Annotated in this window: 20 protein-coding genes and 3 tRNA genes; 5 read left to right on the forward strand and 18 right to left on the reverse strand. The window is 51.3% G+C overall.

The annotated features are described in order from the left end of the window. Positions 1–18: 18 nt before the first annotated feature. Entirely contained in the window at positions 19–933 is a 915-nt protein-coding gene (locus AZF00_RS09655; protein ID WP_008249998.1) for an ABC transporter ATP-binding protein, read from the reverse strand. Positions 934–1,061: 128 nt separating this feature from the next. On the opposite strand from AZF00_RS09655, the gene AZF00_RS09660 reads away from it, so the two are divergent. Continuing rightward, a complete protein-coding gene (locus tag AZF00_RS09660) occupies positions 1,062–1,454 on the forward strand; it encodes a PA2817 family protein (RefSeq protein ID WP_008249997.1) in 393 nt (130 codons plus the stop codon). A gap of 112 nt (positions 1,455–1,566) precedes the next feature. On the opposite strand, the gene AZF00_RS09665 is transcribed toward AZF00_RS09660, so the two are convergent. The 4 genes from AZF00_RS09665 to msrB form a co-directional block, all read right to left on the reverse strand. Continuing rightward, positions 1,567–1,642 (reverse strand) — tRNA-Gly (locus AZF00_RS09665). Between the two features lie 181 nt (positions 1,643–1,823). Next, a tRNA-Glu gene (locus tag AZF00_RS09670) sits at positions 1,824–1,899 on the reverse strand. Between the two features lie 175 nt (positions 1,900–2,074). Then, a tRNA-Glu gene (locus AZF00_RS09675) sits at positions 2,075–2,150 on the reverse strand. 166 nt (positions 2,151–2,316) lie between these two features. Then, positions 2,317–2,709 carry a peptide-methionine (R)-S-oxide reductase MsrB gene (gene msrB / locus AZF00_RS09680; RefSeq protein WP_008249994.1) on the reverse strand — a complete coding sequence of 131 codons (393 nt, stop codon included), beginning with the start codon at positions 2,707–2,709 and terminating at the stop codon, positions 2,317–2,319. Positions 2,710–2,904: 195 nt separating this feature from the next. Here msrB and AZF00_RS09685 point away from each other — a divergent pair, with 195 nt between their 5' ends. Next, entirely contained in the window at positions 2,905–4,140 is a 1,236-nt protein-coding gene (locus tag AZF00_RS09685) for a pyridoxal phosphate-dependent aminotransferase (RefSeq protein ID WP_008249993.1), read from the forward strand. A 28-nt stretch (positions 4,141–4,168) separates the two neighbouring features. Here AZF00_RS09685 and AZF00_RS09690 read toward each other — a convergent pair whose 3' ends face one another. Together AZF00_RS09690 and AZF00_RS09695 are read right to left on the reverse strand one after the other, a co-directional pair. Then, entirely contained in the window at positions 4,169–5,122 is a 954-nt protein-coding gene (locus tag AZF00_RS09690) for a class I SAM-dependent methyltransferase (RefSeq protein ID WP_008249991.1), read from the reverse strand. Then, the gene (locus tag AZF00_RS09695; RefSeq protein WP_008249989.1) at positions 5,115–6,248 is read right to left on the reverse strand and encodes an ATP-NAD kinase family protein; all 1,134 of its coding nucleotides are present in this window, start codon (positions 6,246–6,248) and stop codon (positions 5,115–5,117) included. Before AZF00_RS09695 ends, AZF00_RS09690 begins: the two co-directional genes overlap by 8 nt. A gap of 132 nt (positions 6,249–6,380) precedes the next feature. Between AZF00_RS09695 and AZF00_RS19345 the strand changes: the two genes are divergently transcribed. Further along, on the forward strand, positions 6,381–6,533 hold the full coding sequence (locus AZF00_RS19345; protein ID WP_156474856.1) for a PA1571 family protein: 153 nt from the start codon (positions 6,381–6,383) through the stop codon (positions 6,531–6,533). On the opposite strand, the gene AZF00_RS09700 is transcribed toward AZF00_RS19345, so the two are convergent. From AZF00_RS09700 to AZF00_RS09710, 3 genes are read right to left on the reverse strand one after another with little or no spacing between them, the layout of a single operon-like run. Beyond that, positions 6,499–7,614 carry a 4-phosphoerythronate dehydrogenase gene (locus AZF00_RS09700; RefSeq protein ID WP_082793665.1) on the reverse strand — a complete coding sequence of 372 codons (1,116 nt, stop codon included), beginning with the start codon at positions 7,612–7,614 and terminating at the stop codon, positions 6,499–6,501. The two genes, AZF00_RS19345 and AZF00_RS09700, sit on opposite strands and share 35 nt — an antisense overlap. Before the next feature lie 60 nt (positions 7,615–7,674). Continuing rightward, a complete protein-coding gene (locus AZF00_RS09705; RefSeq protein WP_062383674.1) occupies positions 7,675–8,238 on the reverse strand; it encodes an elongation factor P hydroxylase in 564 nt (187 codons plus the stop codon). After that, entirely contained in the window at positions 8,231–8,725 is a 495-nt protein-coding gene (locus tag AZF00_RS09710; RefSeq protein ID WP_082793666.1) for a gamma-glutamylcyclotransferase family protein, read from the reverse strand. The genes AZF00_RS09705 and AZF00_RS09710 overlap by 8 nt, the downstream gene beginning before the upstream one ends. Before the next feature lie 171 nt (positions 8,726–8,896). Here AZF00_RS09710 and AZF00_RS09715 point away from each other — a divergent pair, with 171 nt between their 5' ends. Next, positions 8,897–9,580 (forward strand): hypothetical protein, encoded by a 684-nt coding sequence (locus AZF00_RS09715; RefSeq protein WP_008249982.1) that lies wholly within the window; start codon positions 8,897–8,899, stop codon positions 9,578–9,580. A 33-nt stretch (positions 9,581–9,613) separates the two neighbouring features. On the opposite strand, the gene tusA is transcribed toward AZF00_RS09715, so the two are convergent. From tusA to AZF00_RS09735, 4 genes are all read right to left on the reverse strand, one after another. After that, positions 9,614–9,847 carry a sulfurtransferase TusA gene (gene tusA, locus AZF00_RS09720; RefSeq protein WP_008249979.1) on the reverse strand — a complete coding sequence of 78 codons (234 nt, stop codon included), beginning with the start codon at positions 9,845–9,847 and terminating at the stop codon, positions 9,614–9,616. A gap of 72 nt (positions 9,848–9,919) precedes the next feature. Then, the gene (locus AZF00_RS09725; protein ID WP_008249978.1) at positions 9,920–10,144 is read right to left on the reverse strand and encodes a YheU family protein; all 225 of its coding nucleotides are present in this window, start codon (positions 10,142–10,144) and stop codon (positions 9,920–9,922) included. Next, complete coding sequence (locus AZF00_RS09730) at positions 10,137–10,979, reverse strand: class I SAM-dependent methyltransferase (protein WP_082793667.1); 843 nt, start codon at positions 10,977–10,979, stop codon at positions 10,137–10,139. Before AZF00_RS09730 ends, AZF00_RS09725 begins: the two co-directional genes overlap by 8 nt. A gap of 27 nt (positions 10,980–11,006) precedes the next feature. Further along, a complete protein-coding gene (locus AZF00_RS09735; RefSeq protein WP_062383677.1) occupies positions 11,007–11,312 on the reverse strand; it encodes an MTH1187 family thiamine-binding protein in 306 nt (101 codons plus the stop codon). A 78-nt stretch (positions 11,313–11,390) separates the two neighbouring features. On the opposite strand from AZF00_RS09735, the gene AZF00_RS09740 reads away from it, so the two are divergent. After that, on the forward strand, positions 11,391–11,909 hold the full coding sequence (locus AZF00_RS09740; RefSeq protein WP_062383681.1) for a glycine cleavage system transcriptional repressor: 519 nt from the start codon (positions 11,391–11,393) through the stop codon (positions 11,907–11,909). A gap of 9 nt (positions 11,910–11,918) precedes the next feature. Here the strand turns inward: AZF00_RS09740 and AZF00_RS09745 are convergent, their stop codons facing one another. From AZF00_RS09745 to aroC, 4 genes are all read right to left on the reverse strand, one after another. Next, on the reverse strand, positions 11,919–12,143 hold the full coding sequence (locus AZF00_RS09745) for a hypothetical protein (protein ID WP_008249973.1): 225 nt from the start codon (positions 12,141–12,143) through the stop codon (positions 11,919–11,921). A 48-nt stretch (positions 12,144–12,191) separates the two neighbouring features. Further along, positions 12,192–12,623, reverse strand: a complete 432-nt coding sequence (locus AZF00_RS09750; RefSeq protein ID WP_008249971.1) for a hypothetical protein — start codon at positions 12,621–12,623, stop codon at positions 12,192–12,194. 66 nt (positions 12,624–12,689) lie between these two features. Continuing rightward, positions 12,690–13,853 (reverse strand): MFS transporter, encoded by a 1,164-nt coding sequence (locus AZF00_RS09755; RefSeq protein ID WP_062383684.1) that lies wholly within the window; start codon positions 13,851–13,853, stop codon positions 12,690–12,692. Positions 13,854–13,860: 7 nt separating this feature from the next. Further along, the gene (aroC, locus tag AZF00_RS09760; protein WP_062383687.1) at positions 13,861–14,961 is read right to left on the reverse strand and encodes a chorismate synthase; all 1,101 of its coding nucleotides are present in this window, start codon (positions 14,959–14,961) and stop codon (positions 13,861–13,863) included. Positions 14,962–15,022: the final 61 nt, after the last annotated feature.

Raw genomic sequence — 15,022 nt, forward strand, 5'->3', positions numbered from 1 at the left:
TATCAATACGTGGGCGGGCTACTTGGCGTTTAACAACGCCACAAACAACTCTTCAAGCCGATTCGCCTTATTGCGCATACTGCTCACCTCAATACCACTGCCATTCAAGGCCACAAATACCTCATTGAGTGACGTCCCCTTATTCAGCACCAGCTCAAGGGTGTGCTCGTCGACCATACGCGTCTCAAAACCAGGAACGCTGATATCGGTCTTAATGCCATCGCGAACATCGAGGATAAAGGTCTCTTTCTGCAACTGTTTAAGCAGCGCTTTCATCGTGGTGTTTTCAACGATGACGCCAGCATCAATAATCGCAATATGGCGACACAAGCTTTCCGCTTCTTCCAGGTAGTGGGTGGTCAAAATAATGGTGGTGCCGCTGCGATTAATTTCGGTGAGAAATTCCCACATCGAGCGGCGTAGCTCTATATCTACACCCGCGGTGGGCTCGTCGAGAATTAATAGCCGGGGTTCATGCACCAAGGCCCGGGCGATCATCAAACGCCGTTTCATGCCCCCGGACAGCATTCGCGAAGCGACCTTACGCTTATCCCACAGCCCCAGCTTTTTTAAATATTTCTCGGCGCGCTCGCCGGCCACTTTACGGTTTAAACCGTAATAGCCCGCCTGATTCACCACGATATCCCAGACTGATTCAAAACTAGAGAAATTGAACTCCTGAGGAACCAAGCCAATTTCACGTTTCGCCGCAGCCAATTCACTGTCAATTGAGTGGCCAAAGATGCGCACTTCGCCAGCGGTTTTCTTAACCAGCGACGACACAATACCAATCGTAGTCGATTTACCTGCGCCGTTTGGCCCCAGCAGGGCGTAAAAATCGCCCTCTTTAACTTCTAAATCAATGCCTTTTAGCGCCTCAAAACCATTGTCATAAACCTTGCGTAATCCCTTAATCTCTAGGGCAATCGCCATAATGGATTTCCTAAATCTGGTTCTCATTTGATAAGCCGACTATTTTGCCACGCCAGCTCGATGGAATACACTAGACAGCAGAAGTCTACTCGCAGAACTGATCTGCAATAATCCGCTTTGGAGACCCCGTGACAAAACGAAATGAATACTATCTGCAACTCTGTAGCGAGCTGCACGCGCTCGGCGCCAAGATTCTCCCTGAGCACCCTGCGCATAGCAAAGAAAGCAATACAGAACTACTCGACAAGCTTGCTAAGCTCGAAGCCGACTTCGCAAAAAGCGACGACTACATCAACCTCGGCCAAGACATTATAACGCACATTATCAGCCACTACCCAGACATCACCCCGCATATGCATCGCGATCTTCTGTGGTTTTTTGGCGGGGACTGCCTGCACTATCTTGGCGACGATGAGCTAGAGCGCTATCAAAACATTGAAGAGCTGTATTACGAACAGAGCGCGGAGGATTCAAACACCTCGTATCGCAACATCCGCGCCCAGCAATTTGGCATGCATTGAGCAACAGGAACGCACCGCTGGGACTGCTCCCTGGCGGTCATGCATGGCGCACGTTAAGCGCAAAAAGCACGGACGAAAAAAAAGCGAAGCAGACGCTTCGCTTTTTAGAATTTGGAGCGGGAAAGGAGGCTCGAACTCCCGACCTCAACCTTGGCAAGGTTGCGCTCTACCAACTGAGCTATTCCCGCAAATCACGACATGAGATTTAAAAGCTAGTTTAAATCAATTTCACATATGCCGTACAGCCTTGATTAAACAGTCTTTTTACGTCAAACCTAAGCGGCTCGCATAATAAAAAGTTTTCATCAAACTGTCAATTAACAGATCAACTGTAAACTGACAAATTTACGCGCTGTGACGCAAATTAAATGGCGTCCCCTAGGGGACTCGAACCCCTGTTACTGCCGTGAAAGGGCAGTGTCCTAGGCCACTAGACGAAGGGGACGCCGCGAGCTCTTTCCAGAACAAAGCTGCTGTCCTTGAAAGAGCGCGCATTCTAGTGCGCCTACCCCACCCCGTCAAGGATATTTTCATGCCAATTTCAAATTTTTTCCAAAAAAAAAGAGAAGCATTTCTGCTTCTCTTTTTCGCTGTGCCGACATATCAGCAAAGCTGAATAATGGCGTCCCCTAGGGGACTCGAACCCCTGTTACTGCCGTGAAAGGGCAGTGTCCTAGGCCACTAGACGAAGGGGACGCCGCAAACCCTTCCAGACTCCGAGTCACTTGATGTCTGAAAGTGGCGCGAATTCTAGAAACCTTAGGCGCCGACGTCAAGTCGCTTTTACATTTAAAGTGAAATAAATCCAATTTTGCGCCTATTTTGACCAATTAACAGCCAAACTGCGCAACAAGTAGCCAGCTTATTTTGATTCTAATTTCAGCGACAGCGAGTTAATACAATAGCGCTGCCCCGTTGGCGCAGGCCCATCAGGAAAAACATGCCCTAAATGCGCATCGCAGCGGGCGCAAACAACCTCTTCTCTCACCATGCCATGGCTAATGTCTCTATTAACTGCCACAACGTCCTCTTTACTTGGCTGATAAAAACTCGGCCAACCGGAACCCGAGTCGTACTTGGTGTCTGAAGTAAATAAAGCCAAGCCGCAACAACGGCATTTATAGGTGCCCGCTGTTTTTTCATCGTTATATTCACCCGTAAACGCGCGCTCAGTTCCTTTCTGCCGACAAACCTGAAACTCCTCATTAGAGAGAAGTTCCCGCCATTCTTGCTCAGATTTCACTATTTTTTCCACGAAAAGCTCTCCACCTTGGGCACTACAACACCGTATAATCGATGCACTCTGTTTTGGCGCTTCCATACTTCACCAGTATTAATCGCTTGAGCAAATTTAGCATTCTAGGTTAAGCACTACCAGCGCGACACCACAAGGTGTCACCGCCAACACGGACATAAAATCTGGCATAACAGCCGATTAAGAAGGCAGGACATGGCTCTTTATAGCAAGTCGAAAAAATTAAACAACGTGTGCTACGACATTCGCGGCCCAGTACTCGAACGCGCCAATGAGTTAGAAGAGGAAGGCTACCGCATCCTCAAGCTCAATATTGGCAACCCCGCTCCCTTCGGCTTTAACGCCCCAGATGAAATCATTCAAGACGTCATCCGAATGCTGCCAGACAGCGAGGGCTACAGCGACTCCAAGGGCCTGTACAGCGCCCGCAAAGCGGTAATGCAAGAATGCCAGAAAATCGGCATTCCCGGCGTTGAAGTTGGCGACATCTACCTAGGTAACGGCGCCAGCGAACTGATTAGCTTAGCGACCCAGGCGCTGCTGAATCAAGGCGACGAAGTGCTAATTCCAGCACCGGATTACCCACTGTGGACAGCGGTTGTTTCCCTTTCCGGGGCAACACCCGTGCACTATCTTTGCCAAGAGGAGCAAAACTGGGAGCCGTCGGTCGACGATATTCTGAGCAAGATTACGCCGAACACCAAAGCCATTGTCATCATTAACCCTAATAACCCCACCGGTGCGGTATATAGCCGTGCGCTACTTGAGCAGCTCGTCGCCATAGCCGAAGAACACAACCTGGTGGTGTTTGCCGACGAAATCTATAGCAAGATTCTCTACGATGAGGCGGTGCACATTCCCATTGGCAGCCTCAAAGCCGATATTTTGTGCCTGACCTTCAATGGTCTGTCTAAGGCCTATCGACTCGCTGGCTTTCGCAGCGGCTGGTTGATTGTGTCCGGTGCCAAAGACCGCGCCACCGACTATATCGAAGGCTTAAACATCCTATCGTCGATGCGCCTGTGCGCCAACGTACCCGCCCAGCATGCTATTCAAACTGCACTGGGAGGCTACCAGAGTATCAATGAGCTGATTCTGCCAGGTGGTCGACTGCTGGAGCAGCGCGATCTCGCTCATAAGATGCTAAATGAAATTCCCGGCGTTAGCTGCACCAAACCCGAGGGCGCAATTTATATGTTCCCACGGTTAGACCCCGAGATATATCCAATTAAAGACGATGAAAAGATGATTCTTGAATTGCTGAATCAGGAGCGGATATTACTGGTACCGGGCTCAGGCTTTAACTGGCCAGATGCGGATCATTTCCGCCTCGTATTCCTGCCCAACAAGCTGGACTTAGCTGATGCTATTGAACGCCTAGGCAACTTCCTGGCACGCTACCGCAAGCAGCTTAAAACCAAGACCGGCTGAAGCGGCCGACCACATCGACTTGCGTGGCCTATACTTGGGGCGCGAGTCGATAGTGCAGCACTTTTAAGGCACGATCCGAATTTAATTCAGGAAAATCTTCCCGCCCAGCCAAGCGCGCGACAAACTCAGCCTCTGGGCAATGAACCGCCATTATCTCCCGCAAAAACGCTTCATCTAAATACGGCGCATTCAAGCAAGCCACAATATCACCGCCCTCGGGCAACAACTCCCTAAAGCGTCGTGCTAACTTAGGGTAATCCTTCACGGCGTCAAAGCTGCCTTTCTGCAACGACGGTGGATCGCAGATCACAATATCGTAAGGCCCAAGCTTACGCAGACGGCCCCAGGACTTAAGAATATCGTGACCCAAAAATTTGAGTTCGGCCTCCTCACCACTGGTCGTTAATCGCGCGTCATTGCGGCGGTGGTTTTCGCGACCCACTTGCAGCGCGCCCTTGCTCATGTCGATATTCACTAGCCGCGTCGCGCCAGCCAATTCTGCGGCCACCGAAAAAGCACAGGTGTAGGCAAACAGATTTAAAATTCGCTTGCCGTCGGCCCGATCTGCCAGCCACTCCCGTGTGGGCTGCATATCCATGAAATAGCCAATATTTTGTTTTGCCGCCAGATCAACTAGGTATTCCGCCGCCCCTTCTTTTACCGAGAAATTATTAGGTATATCTCCCCATAAACAATAGCTTGCTGGAGAGTCATGATATCGACTCTGAACTATAGCAGCGGCGCAGACCGCACCAAGCTCGGCCTTGAGTGCGCCACAAAAGGCCGCCCAAAATTCGGCTTCTGGCTCGCGATAAACAACAATCCAGAGCACTGGCTCAAAGTAGTCGACGCTGAAGTATTCAAAATCCACGAAGCATTGACCGCGCCCGTGAAACAGCCGCAGTGCATCCCCTGCCTGCTGTATTTTTTGTGGCCATTGGGCGAAATTACTTTGCTTCACAAACGCCTTAAAATCACTCACCCGATGCACTCACCCTATACATTATTGCGTCGCGATAACCGGTAATCACCCGAATATAGCCCTCCCAGGATTTATCTAAAGCCAAATCATTACTGTCGACCAGCAGTGGGCGGCCAGCCAAGCCGCTTATCTTAGTTTTGGTCGCCAAGACTATAAAATTTTCCCTGCCAATCTGGCGAATCAGCTCTGGACTTAACTGTTGATTACCTCGACCTAAGATATGACCTTGGCCACCAATAGCTGTAATCAATACTTTGACTGGGCCGCGATGATTCGACAAAGCAGCGGCGATATCCTCGGCATTGAGATCCTTAGCCAATAATTGCTGATCCTTAATTAAATCGAAACCCAGCAAGGTGTTTTCCAAGCCAAGGGCGAGCATTACGCCCTGAGTGGTACTGCCCGGCCCAACCAAATACAAGGTATCCGCCTCCATTTCGGCAATGACTTCGTCGGCTATATCTGCGACCACCAGCTCCTCTACCTCACGCCCGCCAGCTTTCACATGTTGCAAAAACCCGCCGACCCGAGGCACTAATAATTCACCGTAATACTTAGAACGTACCTGTCCCTGCCTGAAGGCAAGTTCATCGATATCGCGCACCTCAGCAAGGTCAATATCGACCAAGCCGCCATCAAGAAGCGCCAATACGATATCCGCAGCACTTTCTGGGCTTACCGCATAAACGCCAGAATGCATTTTCACACCGGCGGGTACCCCTAAAGCAGGCAGATTAGAGCCTACTGCGGCAAAAACGTCCCGCGCGGTGCCATCGCCCCCCACAAAGAGCAGTAAATCTACCCCAACGGCCAATAAGGCCTGCGCCGCGGCCTTGGTATCATCTGCCCTAGTCTCGTCGATAGAAGCCGGGCAGCCTACCGAGACAAAGTGAAGACCAGCCAAATCACTGTCATCATGATCACCCAAACTGGTATGGGCCGACATAGCGCCACTATAACCAAACACCGTGAGCCGCCCCTTAGCCCGAGCCGCCAGATGCGCCAAGCAACGCAGGGCACGCGCTTCCGCACGACCATCGCTGCTGCGCAAATCATCGCTTCCTTTTAAGCCAAGAGGGCCGCCCGCGCCAGCCACGGGGTTTACGATTAAGCCTAACTTAAACATGTATTCCCTTCTAAAAATGTAAAGTCGTGAACCAAAAGCGCGTAATTGCGTAAATTACTTAGGTACATCGGCTGCATATCGTGGCCCAATAAATCCAAGTATTCATCAACTTAACACGCATAGGAGAGCAATGTGGATCAGCAAGATAACTACCTCGGCGCAATTATCGACCACAATGGCCGAGAGGTGCCGATCAGCGATGCGATGATCGAAAGCGCTTTAATGGCGCTACAAGACAGTGACGCTGAGTTTATTTGCCGCCTTGCAGAGCGTGCAGCAAATTAGTCATTGCGGCATTCTCGGCGTGTAAATGGCAGTAGCCTAATTCTCGGCGCGGTGGATAATGTTTGCGCAACAAATCGAATTGCTCACTGCGATCAGGTGTGTGAATGATTTCGCGAAAGCGCTGACTATCGCTAGACACGTCATACACCGCCAATACCGCCTCGCGAATCACGCTGAGCGCGTCATCGCCAATACAGCTCACAACTAGCGCCGACGCCGCTGCCTCACTGTCATCGACATGCAATGATTGCCCAAGGAAGGCGGCCAATTCGCTCGCAACCATCCGCAAGCCCGTTTTTTTGCCATCAAGGCTATATCCAGCGATATGCGGGGTTGAAATTGCGCAGCGCGCCGCCAATTCCGACGAAAACGTCGGCTCCCCCTCCCAAACATCGAGCGCCAAGCGGATATCCGGCCTGCAGTCCATTAAACTAAGCAACTCGTCGGTGGCGACCACCTCCCCTCGTCCAGCACTCAAAAGCACACTACTCGCTGGCATAGCGGCTAACAACAATGCATCAAGCATATGAAAGCTCGGGAACAGTCCCGACACCGTTAAGGGCGCATGTAAACTCAGCAGCGCGCTATTTACCACTTCTTCTAGGGTTGCCAAGCAAGGATGTTGTTTTGGGTCGAGCAGCGGATCGTAGGCCAGCCAGGGAATTCCGATAGCACTCAAGCGCTGTCCTAGCCGCTTACCTACATTGCCATAACCAACAATACCAACTCGCCCGCCCCCCAGTAGCGTTTCCAGCAATCCCTCAAGGGTGCAGATCACGCTGAGCACATAATCTACCACTGACTCAGCGTTGGAACCCGGCGCCGTGCAAAAGTGGATATTCTGCTCACGCAAATACTCGCTATCGAGATGATCGCTGCCGATTGTGGTCGAGCCAACAAACCGCACTGGCGTACCGGCTAACAGGGCCCTATTGACCTTGGTAACTGAGCGCACGATTAATGCATCGGCATCTTGCACATCTGCCGGGCAAATCTGTCGCCCGCTGCGAGTCACTACTTCGCCAAACTGAGCAAAGCACTGCGCGGCACCGGGAATGTTTTCATCCACTACAATTTTCAATTGCTTTTATCCTAGAATAAATATCAAAAAATATCGTTAACCAAATGAATTTAATACATTTTATGCAATATATTCCAAAGGTATATTAATCGTCGCCAGGTCGGTTTCTGAACCACTAGCGCGCGCCAGAGCCCACCGAAATTGCTCCCCGCGCCCAGGTAAACCTCGGCGCAGATAGCATTGCACCTGCTGCCAAACAGCCAATTGAAAGGGAAATGGATCGAACGAATCGCCACCGAGATTATCGATACTCACCCGAAATTGGCGACCGGCAGCCAGGCTAAACAAGCACTCCAAAGCCTGCGGCCGCGCTTCAACGCTCTCAAAAATACGCTGAGTCTCGCTATTACGACCATCCGGTTCATACCAATAGCCATAGTCTGGAAGCCGTCGCCGCGCCTCCCCTGCGATACACCAATGCGCTACCTCGTGAAGCGCGCTGGCGGCATAATCTGCGCGATAGACAATTTTATGATGGCCATCAGACTCGGTCGCAGGCTGATAAAACGGCTCTTCCCCCCCGCCGACCAACACTGTTTTGTAGCTTGTCGCAAAGCAAGTAGCAAATATCTCGCATATGCGCTCACTCCCCAGACCAACATCAGCGCCAAGGGATTCACGCATTGTAAAGCAGGCCTTTATCACCAAGAAGCTGAACGGCTGGGCGGCAGGCCTGAGCCTGCAACATGACTAAATATTGGGGAGACAAATGCGCTGCGCCGGCCAATAAATGGTTTAAGTAATTGCTTTCCGGCAGCAAGCCCGCTTCAACATAGGCGGGATTCGCAACATAAATCCACGCAGATTTTGCGCCCGTCGCCGTTTGCACCGCCATTAACTCACGACTATAGCGCACTGGCGTGCCCTCAAAGCCATCCATTATGTTGAGCGCATCCGGATTTACCAGGGCATATAAAACGCCTTCTACTACGCCATAACTGCTGTGCACGACATTGGCGTAGGCCACGCCGGGCGTGCAGTGCGAGCGCTTATTAAAGGCGAGGCGGTAACCTGGCAGGCGAGCGCTTTCGGCAGCGCTAAACACCAGACCCCGCGCCTGCATTCGGGCGGGGTTCATATTAGAACCATAGGCAAAATAGTAAAAACTCATCTTGAAGCACTTGGCAAAACAGGAAACAGGGAGTAATTTTAACAGAAAGGGACATCCGCGCACCGTCTTTGCAACTGAGCATGGCGAGCAATGAGGTGATTCTGCACCTCTAGCCACGTGCTTCAGACCTTAGCCGCGCAATGTACCGCCCGCTACGTGAGGAATGATGTTATGGCTCCACGTAACCCCTGCAAGTCTTCCTCCGCGAAGATTATCCCATTTCCTCAGCGGCCATCCCGCGTTGAGCAACATAAAATCCTCCGGGTTTCTCCCGAATACGAAGGCCTCTGCCTACTCTATGCCCACCACGTGCTTAGCCGCGACAAACTCTACGCGGTCAAGATCTTAGGCTGGGCGCGGCTGGCCAATGGCAAAGATGTCGCTTTGCTACCCTGGCTTAATGGTGTTGCGCGCTGTATTGATTTGCTTGATCCCGCTTCAGGCCAGTCTCAGGGCTATTACGACCCCGCTAAAGAGCGGCGATTTAGCGAGGTGCCTCCACATCACCTAGCTGCGCTCGACGCCATGGTAAATTACCCGCTGCCAGCCGACGGCGGGTTTATACAGGAATTCCCTGACTTTATTGGCAGTCACGCGGCCCTGCTGGGCGAAAATAAAGAATTTGAGCTGCAACCCGTCATCAGTTGGCGCTTACAGCAAAATGGCGATTTAGAAGGTATGGTGGCGAATATCAAGTTGGCCACGCATTTCCCTATTCTGATCGGCGATGCCTGTCTATTTGCCGTACAGAACGCCCCAACCTTCCGCTATTTCTTTCAATATCACATTGCCAATCAGATTAAGGCCGGCGGCCCAGTTGCTACCCGCGCCCTAAGCCAGTTACTGCAATCCTAAACAAGCAGGCCTACACAGCATTATGTTCGCTGTTTAGGCCTTTTGAACAAAATAGCGATATTGTTTGTCGCTTTCTTCTTTAGCCAGCAAGGTATGGCCAAGGAAATTGCAAAATTTCGGGATATCACGGGTCGTCGCGGGATCGGTAGCAATAATTTCCAGTACGTCGCCGGAGGCAATATCACGGATTTTATTGTGCAACATCATCACCGGTTCCGGGCAAAACAGGCCGCAGGTATCCAGTGTGTGATCTACTGCTATTGTCATTACTCTGTCCAAATCAATTAGTAACAGCGACGATTGCCGCTCTTAAGCTCAAAGCACAAGGAACTTTAGGCTTTAGTCCTTGGCGATAACCGTCCAACTTTCACTGTCAGGGCAAAAAGCAATCGCTGCGCGCTTTTGCGTCAGAGCCTGACGCAACTGGCTTATTTTCGCTTCGGTACTCAGCTCTTGCTCACCGTAATCGGTACCCTCGCGACTCACCAACTCTTCGAGCATACCCTGAAAGGCGTCGGGACTGAGCTTTTGCCAGGGGATTTCAACATAGTCATTATCATTCATGTACAGGTTTACCAAATTTAAGAGTCATTCGATCACTTTCGCCAATGGCTAAGTATTTTGCTTGCTGCTTTTCGCCTAAGCGTAAGCTCGGCGGGAGCGTCCATACCCCTTCGGGGTGGTCATGACCATCTTTTGGGTTCGCGTTAACTTCACTGCTTTCCAGCAATAAAAAGCCAGCCGCTTCAGCCTGAGCAATCACCAACTGTTCGCTAACATAGCCGCTCTTTACCATCTCCGCGATGCTTGCGTCAGGATCTGCCCGATGCTCAACAACACCGAAAATGCCGCCCGGCTTCAAGGCCGTGAACGCCGCAGCAAATACCTGTTCGGAAACACCCGCCTTTAACCAGTTATGGACATTGCGAAAGGTCAGTACCTTATCAACACTTCCTGCCGGGGCAATGGCAAGATATTTGGGCGCTTGTAAGGTGGTCACCGATAGTTTGTCATAAACACCAGGATTCGCCGCCAATTTTAGTTCAAAGGTGCGGCGAGATTTTTGGTAGTAGCCGACATCGCTGTCTTGAGCAAAATGGGCGGTATAAAGCTTGCCGCAATCGCGCAACATAGGTGCCAGTATCTCGGTATACCAGCCCCCTGCGCCTGGCCATAACTCAACGACTGTGTCGCAGGGCTGCACACCAAAAAACATCAAGGTTTCAACTGGGTGCCGATAAACATCTCGCGCACGATTCTCGGCGCTGCGGTGCGCGCCATCAACAACCCCTGGCCAACTAGGAGCTTCCCTAAGCGTTTCGGCTTCAGCAGCAAGCATCGCCAGCAACATAAAAAAACCAAAAAATATCCGAGCCTGTGGCAATACTTTTTTTGTCATTGCTTGATCCCTCATTTATTGCTGGGTTTAAGACTGCGCTAAATAGTCCCGCACATGATTAACTTTTTCGACCATAGTTTGGTCTCTATCGCTGCGCGTCGCAATTTTAAGCTGAGTCGATATTCGCGGCGCGCCCATCTCGTGCACACGCTGATGACAGCGTTTAACCGAATCCATCACCACCTCCCACTCACCTTCTATATTAGTGCCGTAGGCATGCAGATGATGCTCTAGACCCAAGCCGGCAATGATTTTTTGGCACTCAGCAATATAGGGGGTCAACGACAATTCCCCGCCGAGGGGAATGATGCAAAAATCCACAATCACCTTCATACAAATCCCCACTTACACTCGCAATCTGCCCAGACTATACTCTAGTATCAGCACTCCAATAAAGAATAAGGGTACGCCGTGAACAGCTCATTGGTTTTTACTTTTTTAGGACAAGACCGCCCCGGCCTCGTTGAACGCCTCGCAGACATTGTCGCCGACCATCAAGGTAACTGGCTGGAAAGCCGTATGACCCAACTTGCCGGGCAGTTTGCAGGCATCGTTCGGGTGGCCGTTAATGAAACGGACATTGACGAGCTCAGCAATGCACTTTGCAGCTTAAATATAGAGGGCTTAACCATCCACATTCAGCCCGGTGTCAGCGACCCCGCACCCGGCGCGAGTGGCAAGCAATGTAAATTGCACATCTTGGGTAATGATCGTCCGGGCATTGTCCGCGAAGTTAGCCGCGCCCTTAAACAGCAACAGATTAACGTAATAGAAATGAGTTCTAACATCACCAGTGCCGCCATGAGCGGTGACGCCCTATTCGAGGCCCATGTTAGCGCACAAATGCCCGCAGGCTGTGATTTTGACGAACTGGAAGACAGCCTCGACGCAATTGCCGAGCAACTCGATGTTGATATTGTTGTAAGCTAATTTGCAGGGTTAACCCCGCAACCGCTTTACGGTAAAAACCAGCGCCGCCGAGAGCAGCGCGACAACGCTAACGCCAGCGACGCAGAGCAAGAAGTAGCTAGCAATATCCTGCCAGGGCACGTCAAAGGTCCACACCGCCGAGGACACGAGCATTAGCGTTGCCAACACCGCCAACACGGGCGTGCGGTAACGCTTAAAGGTTTTTACATAATCTTGAATGACAGTGTTATCCACGCTAAACCTTTTGCTAAAAGAAAAACTCCGAGTGCCAGCACCCCTTTATCAACCCAATATATCCTCTCGCACCCACTCGCAGCGCAATTTACCCGCCCCCTGCCCCGGCGCGTGAAAATCTTCTTCCGCCTGCCATACAAAAGTATGCGTACCGTTATAAGCCGTTTGTAAGTGCACCGTAGCGCTAACCCAGTACATTTTGTGAAGCATATTTTCGAACTGCCGCAGCCACTCATCCCACTCGTGCTCAATGGCTTTATAAGAGCTACCAAAATGAATGACGTCGGTTTGGCAGCCGCCAAAATCAATGGCGGGACGCGGCGCCGAAAACATTTCTCGGCACAAGAGTGGCCAGTCTTCAGCCGCGGGCAGCAAGGCCGTAACCAGCTGATTATTATCTCGCCGATTATCTAATGCAGCGAGATCTCGGGCGAACAGCATATCAGTAATGCAACCGTAAACGACGGATTCCTGGGCCATGGTGTTACCTGTTTAAAGAACTCACTGCGAGTCTACAAAAGCCTTCGCTTGGCAGCCAGTAGATTATTACTCTAAAGCCGCTTCCGGCTCCGCTTTTACGTCAAACCAGAACCAGGCCACAATATAGGCAATAATTGCGGCCGCCGCAGCGGCAACAAAACATTGCTGCGCGCTAATATCCCAGCCCCAGCCGCTTAGCAAAGCACCAGCAGCGCCCCCCAAACCAAAGCTAAGGCCGCTGTACATAGCCATACCCTGACCGTGGTGGCCGGTAAACCAGTGGCGAATAACTTCAATGCCGGCGGCATGAAAGCTGCCAAAACTGGCCGCGTGTAAGCATTGCGCCAGCACCAAAACTGCGGCGTGTTCAACAAAATACGCTATAAGCAGCCAACGCAACGCGGACAACCCCACACTCCACAGCACAATTCCGCGCAAGCTATACCGCGCCAAGAGTCGATGCATAAACAAAAACAGCAGAACTTCAGCAATAACACCAAGCGACCACAATCTACCTATTAAGCTACGCGAATAGTCCTGCGCCTCGAGGTAGATACTGAAAAAGGTGTAGTACGGACCATGGGATAATTGCAGAAAAAAGCTCACCGCAAAAAAAGCAATGACGGCGGGTTGTCGCAAAATACCTTTAAGCGATTGCCGCTCAGCGTCTTGGCGCAAGCCACCCGGCTTTTCTACCACCAACAAACTCGCCAGCCATATACCGCTGAGTAAAATGGTGATGAGATAAAGCAGCTGACCAATCGGGTGGTTGTCTAGCCACCAACCGACACCAATAACGGCAACAATAAAGCCAATAGAACCCCAAACCCGAATGAGGCTGTAACGACCATAGCGACCGGCAAGATGAGATAAAGTGAGCACATCAAATTGTGCCAGCACCGCATTCCAGAAAAAGCTGTAGCTTATAATGACGCCGGCTAGCCACCAAAAGTCCGAACGTAAAAACGCGCCAGAGAAGGCCAGCATCGCCATAAACGCACCGACGCGAATAATACGGCTGCGATAGCCAAAGCTGTCAGCCAACCAACCCCATAAGCTGGGTGCAAGTATTTTGGTGAGCATCACTAAGGATGTCAGAATTCCAATTTCTTCTGAACTAAAGCCCAAGGACTTTAAGTACAGGGACCAATACGGCACCCAGGTACCTAAAAGAGCAAAATAAAAGAAATAAAATCCCGACAAACGCCAGTACGGCAGCGCAGCAGTCATACCGGCATCAAGATGCGGCGGCGGGAATTACCGGGGTAGCCGAATGCACTCCACTATTTTGCCCACGATTGCGCAGCAAGTGATCCATTAACACAATAGCGACCATTGCCTCCGCAATAGGCACCGCGCGGATGCCGACGCATGGATCGTGACGGCCAGTTGTAATGACCTCAACGGCATTGCCGTCAATATCAACCGTTTTCCCCGGGATCAAAATGCTGGAGGTCGGCTTCAAGGCCAAATGCGCCACCAGATCTTGACCGCTAGAAATACCGCCTAAAATGCCACCTGCGTTATTCGAGGTAAATCCCAGAGGCGTAAGCTCGTCGCGATGCTCACTACCCAGTGCATCCACACAATCAAAACCAGCGCCAATCTCAACACCTTTCACCGCATTGATGCCCATTAACGCATGGGCAATATCGGCGTCGAGCCTATCGAATACGGGCTCGCCCAAACCCACTGGCATACCGCTAGCTACCACGGTGAGCTTAGCACCGACCGAATCACCAGCCTTACGCAGCTTCTGCATATACTCTTCCATCTGCGGCACTTTATCGGCATCTGGGCAAAAGAAGGGATTGGTTTCAACTACGCTCCAATCTACGCTATCAATTGCGATTGGACCAAGTTGAGATAAATAGCCGCGCACTTCTACACCGCAGTGGCTGGCCAAATATTTTTTGGCAACCGCACCAGCCGCCACCCGCATAGCGGTCTCACGTGCAGACGAGCGCCCACCGCCACGGTAATCACGGCTGCCGTATTTTTGCTGGTAGGTGTAATCGGCATGCATTGGCCGGAACCGGTCTTTGATTTTGCCGTAATCTTTGGAGCGCTGATCGGTGTTTTCAATTAGCAGGCCAATCGAGGTACCGGTGGTTTTGCCTTCAAACACCCCAGACAAAATCTTAACCACGTCGTCTTCACGACGCTGAGTGGTATAGCGCGAGGTACCCGGTTTGCGACGATCAAGATCGAACTGCAAATCGGCTTCACTCAATTCAAGACCCGGCGGGCAGCCATCAATAATGGCGCCCAGCGCCAAGCCGTGGCTCTCACCAAAGGTGGTGACCGAGAATAATTTACCGATGCTATTACCTGACATTGATTATCCCAACGCTATTCATTGACGACTTACCGCGCAGTTACTCGCGACCAGCCAAATT

The organism is Zhongshania aliphaticivorans, from assembly GCF_001586255.1.
Taxonomy (GTDB): domain Bacteria; phylum Pseudomonadota; class Gammaproteobacteria; order Pseudomonadales; family Spongiibacteraceae; genus Spongiibacter; species Spongiibacter aliphaticivorans.